Consider the following 14,047-nt stretch of genomic DNA (forward strand, 5'->3'; position numbering starts at 1 on the left):
GTGATCCCGCCAGCGGCCACCCCGCTTCGGCGTCCGGTCCGGCAACAACGGCTCAACCCGCGCCCACTGCGCATCCGTTAATGGCACACCCAATCCAACGATCAGATGATCCAAACGAAACGCCCTACGGGGCGGCCTGGGCGCGGGGCTTGTTCCGGCGGCGGGCGGCGCGGGTGCGTTCGACGACGAAGACGCCGGGGTGCAGGCCGCCGGTGGAGACGGTGACCTCGCGCAGCAGGCGCACGTTGCGGGTGGCCTCGACGGAGGCGCGCAGCAGTCGCTTGTCCTCGGTGAGCAGCACGGCGCGGCCCTCGGTGGCGAGCACGCGCTCCAACTCGCCGAGGAAGCGGGGGTAGAGGTGTTGGTTGGTGGCGTGTGAGCCGACCCGCTTGCCGAAGGGGAGGTTGGCCAGGACGCGGTCGACCGTGCGGTCGCGGGCGGGCAGCGCGGCGGCGTCGGCGCGCAGCAGCGTGCCGGTGGGGAAGAGCGGGGCGTTGCCCCGGGCGGCTTGGAGGGCGTCGGTGGAGACGTCGGAGCCGACGAGGGTCAGTTCGTGTCCGGTGTGGGCGGCCTCGACGAGCAGGGTGCCGGCGCCGCAGAACGGGTCCCAGACGACGTCGCCGTCGCGGGGTTTGAGCAGCCGCACGAGGAGGGCGGCGACCACCGGGTTGGTGGAGGCGGGAATGCGGCGCATTTCGGGGAAACGTCGGGAGAAATAGAGCGCGCCGATCTGGGCGAGCAGCAGTTTTCCGCGGCGGACGATATTCACCTGCCAGTCGCGGGGTGCGTTCCGCCAATTCAGTCCGGATTCGATGGCGCTGCGGAGCGTGTCCCTGTCGGGCAGCGCGTCGACGCGGAATCGGATCGGCTGGTCCTCCTCGGCCAGCAGCCCGATGACGCCGTGCCTCGCGGAGGCGCGCAGGGCCTCGACCGCGTCCGCGTGGTCCGGGGCGCCGCCCTCCCAGGGGCCGAGGACGACGGAGAACGCGGAGTAGAGGCGGAGTTGGGCCAGGGGGCGCAGGGGGCCTTCCAGGCTGGCGACGACGGAGTCGGGGTAGGTGAGGGAGATCGAGGGAAGGGTGGGCTTTCCGATGTCGTGGCACTCCTGGAGGAGCCGCTCGGCCACTCCGGAAACCCCCTCCAGATGAACGGAATCCGTCACCGCAACATCGAGCCTGATATCAGGAACCACAGTCACCCAAACCGAGAAGACACCGACAGAACCGAAGAGTTGACCCTACCACGGGTATTAGCGGCCGAAAGAAACGCGGTCGGCGGAATGACGGCGGCGGAATGTGGTCCGTTCGGCTACCGGAAAGTAGCGTGCGCGCGTCCCGCTGCCGGGCGCTGCCGGCCCCCGTCGACGGCCTGCTGGTCGGGAGAGGGCGCGGCGTGGAAGTCGCTGGCGCGGCTCGGGGCAACCGTGGTGTGCTGCGCGGATGTTCGTGGTGCGGAGACTGACGGCGCGGCACGCGGCGGCGGTGCTGGCGTTCGAGCGGGAGAACCGGGCGTTCTTCGCCGCTTCCGTGGGGGACAGGGGCGACGCGTACTTCGCGTCGTTCGAGGAGCGACATCGCACGCTGCTGGCGTTCCAGGACGCGGGGACGGACCACTTCCACGTGGTGCTCGACCGGGCGGGGGCCGTGTGGGCGCGGGTCAACGTGACGGAGGTGGGGGGCGGTTCGGCCGAGCTGGGCTATCGGGTGGCCGAGGCGGCGACGGGGCGCGGGGTGGCGACGGGGGCGGTGCGCGAGGTGTGCCGGCGGGCGGGCGCCGAGTACGGGTTGCGGGAGTTGCGGGCGGTCGCCGCGTGGGACAACGTGGCGTCGCGGCGGGTGTTGGCGCGCACCGGCTTCGTGGAGACGGGCCCCGCGCTGGCGGGCGGCCGGCCGGGGGTGGGGTTTCTGCGGGTGCTGGACGGCGCGGAGGGCGCCGGGGGCGGTGTTAACGAGGTGCGGGGCGGGCCGTCGGGCGGCTAGCTTCCGCCCATGGACGAGCGTGAGTGGCTGCGGCTGAATCGGGAGAACTGGGACGACCGGGTGCGGGTGCACGCGGAGAGCGCCTTCTACGACCTGCCGGGGTTCCGGGCCGGCGCCGACCCGTTGCGTGCGGTCGAGGTGGCGGAGATGGGGGATGTGGCGGGGCTGCGGCTGCTGCATCTGCAGTGCCACATGGGTCAGGACACCCTGGCGTGGGCGCGGCGGGGCGCGGAGGTGACGGGCGTCGACTTCTCGGCGGCGGCGGTGGAGGTCGCGCGCGGGCTGGCCGAGGAGGAGGGGCTGGCGGAGCGGGCGCGGTTCGTGGTGTCGGACGTGTACGCGGCGCGGGAGGCGCTGGAGGGGGAGCGTTTCGACGCGGTGTACACGGGCGGCGGGTCGCTGGTGTGGCTGCCGGACCTGACGCGGTGGGCGGCGGTGGTCGCGGACTCGCTGCGGCCCGGCGGCTTCGTGTACCTGGCGGAGTTCCATCCGGTGACGGACATGTTGGACGAGGCGGGTGAGCGGGTGGTGGGCGACTACTTCGACACGTCGCCGGGGCGCGAGGACCACCCCTACACCTACACGGACGGGCCGGAGTTGGAGCGGACGGTGTCGGTGCAGTGGCGGCACCCGTTGGGCGAGGTGGTCTCGGCGCTGGCGGGTGCGGGGCTGCGGATCGACTTTCTGCGGGAGCGGCCGACGACGATGTTCCAGCGGTTCACGGCGTTGGAGCGCGGCGCCGCCGGGGAGTTCGCGTTCCCGGCGGGCCGGCCCTCGGTGCCGTTGATGTACGCGGTGCGTGCGGTCAGGGAGTGAGTGTGGCGAGGTGCTCGCGGATGGCGGTGATGACGGCGGGCGCCTGGTCGTTGAGGTAGAAGTGGCCACCGGTGAAGGTGGTGAGGCGGAAGTCCCCGGTGGTGTGGAGCTTCCAGTCGCGCGCCTCGTCGAGGGTGGCGAGGGGGTCGTCGTCGCCGACGAGGGTGAGGATCGGGCAGCCGAGGACGGGGCCCTCGGTGTGGCGGTAGGTCTCGACCGCCTGGTAGTCGGCGCGGACGGCGGGCAGCACCATGGCCTGGATCTCGGGGTCGTCCAGGAGCTGGGTGTCGGTGCCGCCGAGGCGGCGGATCTCGGCGAGGACGCCGGCGTCGGTGCGCTGGTGGACGTCCTCGTCACGGTGGCGGCTGGGCGCGCGGCGGCCGGAGGCGATCAGGGTCAGCGGCGGGGTGCCGGCCTTGGTGAGGCGCCTGGCGGTCTCGTAGGCGACGGTGGCGCCCAGGCTGTGGCCGAAGAAGGCGAGCGGCCGGTCGGTGTAGGGCTCGACGGCTTCGGCGACGCCGTCGGCGAGGCCGTCGATGGTGTGCAGCGGCGGCTCGGTGCGGCGGTTCTGCCGGCCCGGGTACTGGATGGCCAGCACCTCGATGTCGGGGCTGAGCGCCGCCGACACGGGGTGGTAGTAGCTGGCGGCCCCGCCGGCGTGGGGCAGGCAGACGAGGCGGACGGGTGCCTCGGGCTGCGGGTGGAATCGTTGGACCCATGCGCTGGTGGTGGCCACCGCGTCCCCCTGTCTCGGTGTGGTGTGGCGGCGCGACGCCGGGCTGTGCGTCGGGCCCGCGTATCAATGTACGTGAGGCGTCGGGGAGTTGGGCGTGCGTTCCTTCCCGCTGGTGGTGGCGGGTGCGCGGTCAGCGGCGGCTGCCGAGCTCGGCGAGGTACTTGTTGTACGCGGCCAGCTCGGCGTCCCCGTCGCGCTCGGCGGCGCGGTCGAGGCGGCGGGAGGCGCGCTGCTCGGAGACGTACCACTGGAAGACGAGGGCGAGGAGAACGATGACGGTGGGGATCTCGCTGAACGCCCAGGCGATGCCGCCGGCGGCCGACTGGTCGGCGAGGGCGTCGGTGCCGAGCGAGGCGGGGATCTCGGCGTAGGTGTCGATGAGGGGTTCGCTGGCCATCATCAGGGCGATGCCGAAGAAGGCGTGGAACGGCATGGTGGCGAAGAGTTCCAGCATCCGCATGAGGTGGCCGGCGCGGCGGGGGCCGGGGTCGACGCCCATGATGGGCCAGAAGAAGACCAGGCCGACGGCGAGGAAGTGGAGCATCATCGCGCGGTGGCCGAGTGCGCTGCCCATGAGGAAGTCGAAGAGCGGCGTGAAGTACAGGGCGTAGAGGCTGGCGATGAAGAGCGGGATGGTGAACAGCGGGCTGCTGACGGCGCGGACGTAGTGGCTGTGCAGCAGGGTGACGAGCCATTCGCGTGGTCCCCTGCGTCCCCGGCCGGCGGTGGGCAGGGCGCGCAGCAGGAGGGTGACGGGGGCGCCGAGGAGCAGCAGGATCGGGGAGACCATGCTGATCACCATGTGCTGGATCATGTGGGCGCTGAAGAGCACCATGCCGTAGTCGTTGAGCCGGGTGGCGGTGACGGCGGCGACGGACAGGACGCCGAGGGTGAAGGCGACGACGCGGCCGGCGCCCCAGCTGTCGCCGCGGCGCCTCAGGCGGACGACGCCGATGCCGTAGAGGGCGAGGACGAGGAGGCAGCCGAGGAGGAAGACGGAGTCGCCGCCGAGTTCGAGCGCGCGTCCCGGTGTGAGGGGTGGCAGGTCACCGTGGCCGCCGTGTTCGTGCCCCATCGTGTCACTCCCTGTGCTGTGCGCGGTACACCGCAACCTTAGGGAACGCGCCGGTGGGGGCGGTGGCCGGGGTCCCTCGTCGGGGCCCCGGCGGGGGTGTCAGGCGGGGGCGGTGGCGGCGGCGATGCGCTCGGTGCGCAGGGCCTCGTACCAGCGGTCGTCGACGGGGGGCAGGGCGTTGACGTCGAGGGTGAGCTTGACGAGGAGGTCGGCGACCTGCGGGTTGCGGGCGAGGACCGGGCCGTGCATGTAGGTGCCGAAGACGGTGCCGTTCCAGGCGCCCTCGGTGCCGTCCCCGGTGCCGTTGCCGTTGCCGAGGCGGACCTGGGCGAGGGGGCGGGCGGCCGGGCCGATGCGGGTGATGCCCTGGTGGTTCTCGAAGCCGGTGAGCTGCGGCAGGCCGAGCTGGGGGTCGATGTCGCCGAGGACGTCGCCGACGCAGCGTTCGCCGGTGCCGCGTTCGCTGATGACGTCGAGGAGGCCGAGGCCCTGCTGGCGCTCGCCGAGGTCGTTGATGAACTCGTGGCCGATGATCTGGTAGCCGGCGCAGACGGAGAAGATGATGGCGCCGTTCTCGACGGCGCGGGTGAGGCCGCCGTCGCGCAGCAGGCGCTCGGCGGCCAGCCGCTGGGGGCGGTCCTCGCCGCCGCCGATCAGGTAGATGTCGCCGGAGGTGGGCAGCTGCTGGTCGGAGCGGACGTCGACGCGTTCGACGCGCAGGCCGCGCTGCTGGGCGCGGCGTTCGACGACGAGGACGTTGCCCTGGTCGCCGTAGGTGCTCAGGAGGTCGGGGTAGACCCAGACCAGGCGGAGCCCTGAGTTGCTCATGGTCGCTGTCGTTCCTCTCGGTCGTCCGGGGGCGTTCGTCGGTGGCCGTGGCGGCGTCAGTTGCCGACGGTGCGGCGCAGGTCCTGGAACGCGGTGTAGTTGGCGATGGCCTCGATGCGGCCGGCGGGCAGCTGGGCGATGGCCTGGTCGAGGGTGTCGTAGACGCCGAAGTCGACGTTGGCGACCTCCAGCCGGACCGCGAGGTCGAGGCGGCGGTCGCCGATGACGGCGACGGGGCGGCCGGCGAGGCGGGTGTAGTCGACGTCCCACAGCCAGGAGGTGTCGGTGCCGTCGGCGCCGCGGGCGTTGACGGACAGCAGCACGGGGGCGGGGGCGGGGTCGATGAGGGAGAACGTCTCCAGCCAGCCGGCCGGGTTCTTGGCGAGGAGGAGGCGGATGTCGCGGCCCTGGTAGCTGACGACGTCGTAGCGGCCGGCGACGGCGGCGACGGACTCCATGCGCTGGAGGGCGACCTGGGGGTGGATGCCGAACGCGGCGGCGACGGCCGCGGCGGTGGTGGCGTTGGCCTGGTTGGCGCGGCCGGGGAGCTGGAGGCGGATGGGCCAGGCGGAGCCGTGCGGGTCGATGACCTGCCCGTGGGAGAGGACCCAGGTGGGGGCGGGGCGGCCGAAGCCGCACTCGCCGCAGGCCCAGTTGGTGTCGTCGGGGCGGTGCATGACGCCGCCGCAGGCGGGGCAGGACCAGGCGTCGTCCTTCCACTCCTGGCCGGCGGCGACCCACACGACGTTGGCGGAGGAGGAGGCGGCCCAGACGACGAGGGGGTCGTCGGCGTTGGCGACGACGGTGGCCTTGGAGTCCTGGAGGCCCTCGCGCCAGCGTTCGGCGAGCATCCGGGTCTCCGCGGCGCGGTCGAGCTGGTCGCGGGAGAGGTTGAGCAGCGCGACGATCTTGGGGTGGACGTCCTCGGCGACGCTGGTGAGGTACTTCTCGTCGACCTCGATGACGCCGTAGCGGGCCTCGGCTCCGCCGGAGAGGGCGGAGGTGATGCCGGCGGGCATGTTGGCGCCGAGCGCGTTGGAGACGACGGGGCCGCCGGCGCGCAGGGCCTCGGCGATGAGCCGGGTGGTGGTCGTCTTGCCGTTGGTGGCCGAGACCAGGACGACGTCCAGGTGGCCGGCGAGGCGGGCGAGCAGCTCGGGGTCGACGCGCAGGGCGACCTTCCCCCCGATCACCGACCCGCTGCCTCGGCCGGCTGCCCGGGAAACGGCCGCCGCGGCCTTGCCCGCCGTCACGGCGAACTTGGCGCGCGCGGACAACGGCTGGGTGCTGTCTGCCATCGGTTTTCTTCCTCCTCGCCCTCGAACAGAGGCCAGCCTATCGACCTCTGGGGCGGGTGCCGCACCGTGGCGCGGTCGGGGGCGCTGACGGGGTGTGAGTTCGTCACGACGAGGGGGGCTTTCCCCCATATGACCTTTTCAACTGATATTTGACTTTCGAGGCGCTTAGAGTGCTTCTCAGAACGCCGTCGGCCGCTTGGGGAGTGAGTTCTCATGGTCCTGTCCATCTCGGGAGTCGTGCTGCTGGGGATCGTGGTGCTCCTCTTCTTCCGCAAGGACGGGCTGAAGCCGTCGCACGCGGTGGTCTGCGCCCTCTTCGGTTTCTATCTGGCGGGCACCTCGGTGGCGCCCGGCATCCACGAGGGCGGGGCGCGGATCGCGCAGATGCTCGGCGGGATCGCGCTGTAGCCGGCGCGCGGTGCGGACGAGGAGCGCGCGGTGCGGGCGACGGCGGACGAGAGGGAGCGGCGGGGGGCGTTGGGGTGGCTGGCGTGGCTGCCGTGGGTGGTGCTGCGGGGGCTGACGCGGATGGCGGTGGCGGCGTGGTGGTGGGGTGCGCGGGGGCGGCGGCGGTTGCCGGCCGCCGCGGGGGCGGTGGCGCTGTGCGGGGTCGCGCTGTGGCTGCCGGCGGTGGGGGCGTGGCTGGTGGCGGCGTTGGTGGCGGGGGCGGCGGCGCTGGGGTGGCGGGAGGCGACGCCCGACTGGTGCGCGCCGGAGTCGTGTGCGGACGGGGCGGTGGAGCCGGAGGGCGGGGCGGCCGGGGGGTGGCCGGCGGAGGTGGTGGCGCAGCGGTTCGTCGCGGGGGTCGGCGAGGTGGTGCTGGGGTGCACGGACCGCTCGGCCGCGGACCGCACGGTGCCGGCCGTGGGCGCGGGGGGCGTGACGGAGGTGGCGCCGCTGCTGTGGCGGACGGGGCCGCGTTCCGGGGAGCCGCATCTGCTGGCGGTGGGCGCGCCGGGCGCCGGGGGGACGGGGCTGCTGCGGGCGGTGGCGTTGCAGGCGTTGGGGTGGGGTGAGGCGGTGCTGGTGGACGGCGGCGGGTCGGGCGGTTTCGGCTGCTTCGCCGGGCGGGCGGGGGTGTGGGGGGTGGAGTCGACGCCCGAGGGCGCGGTGACGGGGTTGGCGTGGGTGGCGCGGGAGACGGAGCGGCGGCTGTTGTTGGACGTGGGGGAACGGGCGGAGCTGCCGCCGTTGTGGCTGCTGGTGGACCGGCCGGTGCTGCTGGCGCACCGGGCGTGGGCGGCGGGGGCGGGTGACCCGAGCGGCTGGCTGGACGTGCCGCTGCGGTACGGGCGGGAGGCGGGGGTGACGGTGGCGCTGGCCGAACAGGTGGGCGTGTGGGAGAGGTTGGGCGACGGGGTGCTGGGGTGTCTGCGGGCGCGGGTGGCGTTGGGGGCGCTGGACGGCGCGCAGGTGTCGGCGGTGCTGGGGCGGACGCCGCCGGGGGCCGCCGGGGCGGTGGGGGCGGGGTACGCGCGGTTGGGTGCGGGGCCGGTGTGCCGGCTGCGGGTGCCGGCGACGCCGGACCCGTGGGATGACGCGGCGGAGCCGGAGCATCGGCGCGCGGTGTGGCGGCTGTTGCCGGCTCCGTCGGGGACGGGCGTGGAGCAGGTCTGAGGGTTCGCCTCAGGTGGGGAGCGCGGCCAGGGGATCGTCGAGGACGGGTTGCCAGGCGAGTTCGGCGGCGCCGACGAGGCTGTTGTAGTCGAGGGTGCAGGAGGCGAGGGGGACGGTGCCGCTCCTCCCCCACAGGCTGCTGGTCTCGATGAGGCCGCGCAGGCGCTCCGGGTCGGCCTCCAGGAGCCAGCGGTGCAGGCCGCCGAGGATGATGCGGTCGGGGTTGAGGATGTTGACCAGTCCGGCGAGGCCGAGGCCGAGGCGGTCGGTGACCGCGTGGGCGGCGCGGCGTACGGCGGGGTCGGTGGCGTACTCGGTGCGCAGCAGTTCGCGGGCCTGGTCCAGCAGCGAGCCCTCGGGGCCGGGGGTGCGGCCGGCGGCCTCCAGCAGGGCGAGCGGGTCGGTCTCGACGTCGAGGCAGCCCCGGCTTCCGCAGTGGCAGGGGCGGCCGGCCGGGTCGACGGTGAGATGGCCGACCTCCAGGGCGAGGCCGGCGCTGCCCGAGTGCAGGCGGCCGTCGAGGACGAGGGCGCCGCCGACTCCCCGGTGGCCGGTGGCGACGCACAGCAGGTGGGCGGCGCCCTGGCCGGCGCCGTGGCGGTGTTCGGCGAGGGCGGCGAGGTTGACGTCGTTGCCGCAGTAGCCGGGGGCGTCGACGCCGGCCTCGGCGAGGCAGTCGTTGAAGAGGTCGCGCACGGGGGCGCCGGCCGGCCAGGCGAGGTGGAGGGGGTTGAGGGCGGTGCCCTCGGGCTCGGCGACGGCGGAGGGGACGGCGAGGCCGGCGCCGACGCAGGGGCGGCCGGTCGCGCGCAGCAGGTCGGCGCCGGCGGCGACGACCTGGCCGAGGATCTCCCTGGGGTCGGCGGCGACGGTGGTGCAGGCGGGGGTGGTGGCGTGGAGTTGGCCGCCGAGTCCGACGAGGGCGGCGCGGAAGCCGTCGGCGTGCACCTGGGCGGCCAGGGCGACGGGCCCGCCGGGGTCGATGGCCAGCCGGTGGGAGGGGCGGCCGTGGCTGCCGGTGGCGCCGCCGGGGCGGGAGTCGACGGTGATGAGGCCGAGGGTCTGGAGTTCGCTGGCGACGGCGCCGGCGGTGGCGCGGGTGACGCCGAGAGCGGTGGTGAGGACGGCGCGGGTGGGGGCGCGGCCGGTGTGGACGAGTTCGAGCGCGGGGCCCAGCGCGTTTCGGCCACGTTCCAGTCTGGTACGGGTGTGGGTCACGCCCCTATTCTGGCTTTGTGTCTCCCATAAACAAACTGCGGGCGCTGATGTCGCCCGCCGCAGGTGGCAACGGTGCCGGCCGTGGGGCGAAGCCGCGTGAACTGGTGCGGGCGCGGGCGGCGTTGACGGCGTTCTTCGCGGTGGACGGGTTCGTCTTCGCGGGCTGGGTGGTGCGGATTCCGGACGTGAAGGAGCAGACCGGCGCCTCTCCCAGCGCGTTGGGGCTGGCGTTGCTGGGGGTGTCGGTGGGCGCCGTGGTGACGATGACGCTGGCGGGGCGATTGTGTCAGCGTTTCGGGAACCACCGGGTGACCGTGGTGGCGGGCGCGCTGCTGGTGGGGAGCGTGGCGCTGCCGGCGCACGCGGGGTCGGCCGTGGGGCTCGGGGCGCTGCTGCTGGTGTTCGGGGCGGGGTTCGGCGGGGTGAACGTGGCGGCGAACAGCGCGGCGGTGGACCTGGTCGCGGCGTTGCGGCGGCCGGTGATGCCGTCCTTTCACGCGGCGTTCAGCCTGGGCGGGATGGTGGGCGCGGGGCTGGGCGGGCTGGTGGCTGACCGGCTGAGCGCGGCGCGGCATCTGGCGCTGCTGGCGGCGCTGGGGATGGTGGTCGTGGTGTGGGCGGGGCGGACGCTGTTGCGGGGGCCGGCGGTGGGCGTCGGGAGGGAGGCCGACGGCGCGTCCGGGGCGGCGGTCTCCGGGGGCGCGGGGGTGCGGGGCTCGGTGGGGTTGCTGGTGGCGGTGCTGGGGGCGATCGCGCTGTGCACGACGTACGGGGAGGGCGCGATGGCGGACTGGAGCGCGCTGCACCTGAAGGACACGCTGGGGGCGAGCGCGGGTGTGGCGGCGGCGGGTTACTCGCTCTTCGCGCTGGCGATGACGGTGGGCCGGTTGACGGGGTCGGCGGTGCTGGCGCGGCTGGGGACGACCCGGGCGCTGGTCGCGGGGGGAACGCTGGGGGCGTTCGGGATGCTGCTGGGGGCGTTGGCGCCGACGCTGTGGCTGGCGCTGGTCGGGTTCGCGTTGACGGGCCTGGGGTTGGCCAACGTCTTCCCGATCACCATTGGCACGGCGGGGCAGTTGGCGGGGCCGCGCGGGGTCGCCACGGCGTCGACGATCGGGTACGGGGGGATGCTCGCGGGGCCGGTGGCGATCGGTTTCCTGGCGGACTGGTTCAGCCTGGCGACGGCGTTGGTGACGGTGGCCGCGCTGGCGGGGGTGGCGGCCGTGATGAGTTACGCGGCACGGGGTGCGTTGGGTCATTCGAGCGCGTGACGGATGTCATTACCGGCGGGTAACCGGTTCTGGTAACTTTCGGGTCATGGCCCTACGTTCCGTCACTCCCCGCTGGTTGTGCCGCCTGATGCGCTGGTGGCCGCCGTTCCGCGCCGCCGGGATCAGGGTGGACCACATCGCGGACGACTGGACCTCGGCCCGGGTGCGGATGCGGCTGCGCCGGTTGAACCGCAACTACTTCGGCACCCAGTTCGGCGGCTCGCTGTACTCGATGTGCGACCCGTTCTGGGCGATGCTGGTGCTGCACCGGCTGGGTCCCGGGGAGTACGTGGTCTGGGACAAGGCCGCGGAGATCGAGTACGTGGCGCCGGGGCGGGGGGATGTGACGGTGGACTTCGTCCTCGACGACGCGCGGCTGGAGGAGATACGGGAGGCCACCGCCGACGGCGCGAAGGCGCTCCCCTGGTTCGACTGCGTGGTGCGGGCCGAGGACGGTTCGGTGGTGGCCCTGGTCCGCAAGCAGATCTATGTGCGGCGTAAGCGCCCGACGGCGGTTCAGCCCAGCCGGCCGGGGCGGGTCGGGCCTGACGCGTAGGCGGCGGCGAGGAGTTGGGCCCGGTCGCGGGCGCCGGGCTTGTCCGTGGCGCGGCTGACGTGGGTTCTGGCGGTCAGCCGGAGGGTGCCGCCTGTCCGGGAGGAGCGGCGGCCCGGCGGCGGGCGGCGCGGGGCCACCCGGGTCGCGAACGCGCGGCTCCGGCTGGTCCTGGGCGGCCAAGTGCCGCCGACCGGCCGCACCCGCGGCACGGCCGCCGTGGGGGCCCACGGCGGCCGGCGGAGCGCGGTCAGCGGCGGGGTCGTGGCGGTCGCCGTTGCCGCCGGGCCCCGACGGAGTGTCAGCCCGCCGGCGGCACCGCCGCTACCCCCCGCGCCGTGGGCGCCGCCGGGAGCGGGGCCGGGGCGGGCGGCGGTTCCTCGCTCAGCCCGATCCTCTCGTGGAGCCGGCGCAGCGGGCGCGGCGCCCACCAGTTGGCGCCGCCGGCCAGCCGCATGAACGCCGGCAGCAGCACGGTCCTGATCAGCGTCGCGTCGACGAGGATCACCAGGGCGGTGCCGACGCCCAACTCCTTGAGGAAGACGATGCCGCTGGTGGCGTACGTGGCGAAGGTGACGACCAGGATGCCGGCCGCAGCGGTGATCAGCGGCGCGGTGCGGCGGACGCCGGCGACGACGGCGGCGTGGGTGTCGCCGGTGCGGCGGTGTTCCTCGGTGATGCGGGACAGCAGGAAGACCTCGTAGTCCATCGACAGCCCGTAGGTGACGCAGAACATCAGCAGCGGAATGCTGGGCTCGATGGAGCCGGTCGGGGTGAAGCCGAGGACGCCGGAGAAGTTGCCGTCCTGGAAGACCCACACCAGGGCGCCGAACATCACGCCCAGGCTGAGCAGGTTGAGGACGGTGGCCTTCAACGGCAGCAGGACGCTGCCGGTCAGCAGGAAGAGCACCAGCGCCGTGGCGGTGAGGACGAGAAGGGCCAGCAGCGGTACGCGGGAGAGCAGTTCGGAGCGGAAGTCGCTGGTCTCGGCCGGGTAGCCGCCGATCTCGGTCGCCACGGGGGCCGGCACCTGCCGCAGGTCGGCGACGAGCCCGGGGACGTCCCCGGCCATCGCCCGCTGGGTGGGGACCACGGTCAGCAGCGTGGAGCCGTCCTCGCCGGTCATCCCGGCGGAGGCGGCGCCCGGCGGCGCCGCCAGCGTCCCGTCGCGGTGGGTGCCGGCGGGTGAGACCACCTGGAAGACGCCGGGGTGCCGGGAGAGCGCGGCGGCGTAGTCGGCGGCGTGCCGCTCGCCGACGCGGCTCCCGGGCTCGGTGACCACGAAGAGGGTGTCGGTGGGTTCGGCGGTGAAGTGCGCGGCGGTCTCCTCGGCGACGACCCGGCTGGAGGTGCCCTCCGGCAGGGTGCGTTGGTCGGGCAGCCCGAAGCGCAGCCCCAGCACCGGCGAGGCCGCCACCAGCAGCACGGTCAGCGCCGCCGCCCCGATGAGCAGCGGCCGACGCAGCACCGTCCGGGCCGCGCGTTCCCACCAGCGGGCGGCGCGCTCCCCCCGGCTGGGCGTCTCGAAGCGGTGACCGTAGCGGACCAGGGCGGCGGGCAGCACCACGGTCGCGCCCGCGACGGAGGCGAGCACCACCAGCACCCCCGCGTAGGCGAAGGAGCTGAGGAAGAAGAACGGGAAGACGAGCAGGGCGGCCAGCGAGATGGCGACGGTGACGCCGCTGAAGAGCACGGTGCGGCCGGCGACGGCGACGGCGCGGGTGACCGCCGCCTCGGTGGGCAGCCCGGCGGCGCGTTCCTCGCGGTAGCGGTTGATGACGAACAGGCAGTAGTCGATGCCGAGGCCGAGCCCGAGGACCAGGGCGAGGTTGGCGGCGAAGGTGGAGACCGGGGTGAACTGGGCGAGCAGCCGCAGCCCCGCGAGGGTGGCCACCACGCTCAGCAGCCCGACACCGACGGTGACCAGGGCCGCGACGGTGCGCCGGTAGACCAGGGCCAGCAGCAGGGTGACGGTGGGCAGCACGATCAGTTCGGCGGTGAGGAAGTCGGCGGTGGCCTGCTCCCCGACCTGCCGGGAGACCTCCTCCTGGCCGCCGACCGCCACGTCGACGAGGTCGTTCTCCTGGGTCAACCGGGGTGAGAGGTCGGCGAGTTCGGCGCGCGTCTCGGTGGCGTCGCCCTCCAGCCGGGCGAGGACCAGGGCGCGGGCGCCGTCCTCGGCGCGCAGCGCGGCGTCGCCCTCGTCCCAGTAGGCGGAGACGTCGGTGACCATCGGGTGCTCCGCGAGGTCGGCGGCCAGGCGGCTGCCGGCCGCGGCGACCCCGGGGTCGTCGACGTCGCCCGCCTTGGCGGTGACGAGCAGCGCCAGGTTGGGGTTGCCGGTGCCGTAGTGCTCGCGCAGCACGTCCTGGACGCGCACGGACTCGGTGCCGGGAGCGTCCCAGCGCGCCAGTTGCAGGGCCGCCGGCGCCCCCGCGCCGAACAGCGCGAGCAGCGGCAGCAGCACGGCGGCGGCCAGCAGGATCGCGCCGGATCTGCGCACGGCGAAGTGGCCGAGGCGCGCCAGGGGGCCGGTGCCGGCGGGGCGGGGTCGTGGTGCCATCAGAGCGTGGTGCCTTCCTGGAGTGCGGGTCGCCACCGTGCCGGACGCCGCTGACCGGACGCTGGAACGCCCGCTGGAAGAACCGCTGGAACG

The 14,047-nt window shown here is 74.2% G+C and carries 13 protein-coding genes; 6 read left to right on the forward strand and 7 right to left on the reverse strand.

The annotated features are described in order from the left end of the window. Positions 1-124: 124 nt before the first annotated feature. Positions 125-1,162 carry a methyltransferase domain-containing protein gene (locus tag FH715_RS19775; protein WP_139647205.1) on the reverse strand — a complete coding sequence of 346 codons (1,038 nt, stop codon included), beginning with the start codon at positions 1,160-1,162 and terminating at the stop codon, positions 125-127. 277 nt (positions 1,163-1,439) lie between these two features. Between FH715_RS19775 and FH715_RS19780 the strand changes: the two genes are divergently transcribed. Further along, on the forward strand, positions 1,440-1,979 hold the full coding sequence (locus tag FH715_RS19780; RefSeq protein WP_139647207.1) for a GNAT family N-acetyltransferase: 540 nt from the start codon (positions 1,440-1,442) through the stop codon (positions 1,977-1,979). A gap of 9 nt (positions 1,980-1,988) precedes the next feature. Beyond that, positions 1,989-2,795 (forward strand): class I SAM-dependent methyltransferase, encoded by an 807-nt coding sequence (locus tag FH715_RS19785; RefSeq protein WP_139647209.1) that lies wholly within the window; start codon positions 1,989-1,991, stop codon positions 2,793-2,795. Here the strand turns inward: FH715_RS19785 and FH715_RS19790 are convergent. From FH715_RS19790 to FH715_RS19805, 4 genes are all read right to left on the reverse strand, one after another. Next, on the reverse strand, positions 2,785-3,531 hold the full coding sequence (locus tag FH715_RS19790) for a thioesterase II family protein (RefSeq protein ID WP_139647211.1): 747 nt from the start codon (positions 3,529-3,531) through the stop codon (positions 2,785-2,787). The genes FH715_RS19785 and FH715_RS19790 overlap by 11 nt on opposite strands. A 130-nt stretch (positions 3,532-3,661) precedes the next feature. After that, positions 3,662-4,606, reverse strand: coding sequence for a cytochrome c oxidase assembly protein (locus FH715_RS19795; protein WP_139647213.1), 945 nt, complete (start codon positions 4,604-4,606; stop codon positions 3,662-3,664). 99 nt (positions 4,607-4,705) lie between these two features. Continuing rightward, positions 4,706-5,434 (reverse strand): type 1 glutamine amidotransferase, encoded by a 729-nt coding sequence (locus FH715_RS19800; protein ID WP_139647215.1) that lies wholly within the window; start codon positions 5,432-5,434, stop codon positions 4,706-4,708. A gap of 56 nt (positions 5,435-5,490) precedes the next feature. After that, a complete protein-coding gene (locus tag FH715_RS19805) occupies positions 5,491-6,732 on the reverse strand; it encodes a MurT ligase domain-containing protein (RefSeq protein ID WP_139647217.1) in 1,242 nt (413 codons plus the stop codon). Positions 6,733-6,945: 213 nt separating this feature from the next. Here FH715_RS19805 and FH715_RS19810 point away from each other — a divergent pair, with 213 nt between their 5' ends. Then, positions 6,946-7,140, forward strand: a complete 195-nt coding sequence (locus FH715_RS19810) for a hypothetical protein (protein WP_139647219.1) — start codon at positions 6,946-6,948, stop codon at positions 7,138-7,140. Between the two features lie 30 nt (positions 7,141-7,170). After that, positions 7,171-8,349, forward strand: a complete 1,179-nt coding sequence (locus FH715_RS19815; RefSeq protein WP_139647221.1) for a hypothetical protein — start codon at positions 7,171-7,173, stop codon at positions 8,347-8,349. Between the two features lie 9 nt (positions 8,350-8,358). Here the strand turns inward: FH715_RS19815 and FH715_RS19820 are convergent, their stop codons facing one another. Continuing rightward, a complete protein-coding gene (locus FH715_RS19820) occupies positions 8,359-9,567 on the reverse strand; it encodes an ROK family protein (protein WP_139647223.1) in 1,209 nt (402 codons plus the stop codon). Between the two features lie 47 nt (positions 9,568-9,614). Between FH715_RS19820 and FH715_RS19825 the strand changes: the two genes are divergently transcribed. Both FH715_RS19825 and FH715_RS19830 read left to right on the forward strand, forming a co-directional pair. After that, complete coding sequence (locus FH715_RS19825) at positions 9,615-10,838, forward strand: MFS transporter (RefSeq protein WP_139647441.1); 1,224 nt, start codon at positions 9,615-9,617, stop codon at positions 10,836-10,838. A gap of 46 nt (positions 10,839-10,884) precedes the next feature. Next, positions 10,885-11,394, forward strand: a complete 510-nt coding sequence (locus FH715_RS19830; protein WP_170184775.1) for a DUF4442 domain-containing protein — start codon at positions 10,885-10,887, stop codon at positions 11,392-11,394. A gap of 298 nt (positions 11,395-11,692) precedes the next feature. Here the strand turns inward: FH715_RS19830 and FH715_RS19835 are convergent, their stop codons facing one another. After that, positions 11,693-13,954, reverse strand: coding sequence for an MMPL family transporter (locus tag FH715_RS19835; protein WP_139647225.1), 2,262 nt, complete (start codon positions 13,952-13,954; stop codon positions 11,693-11,695). Positions 13,955-14,047 lie beyond the last annotated feature (93 nt).

It is taken from the genome of Streptomyces sedi (assembly GCF_006335015.1).
Classification (GTDB): domain Bacteria; phylum Actinomycetota; class Actinomycetes; order Streptomycetales; family Streptomycetaceae; genus Streptomyces; species Streptomyces sedi.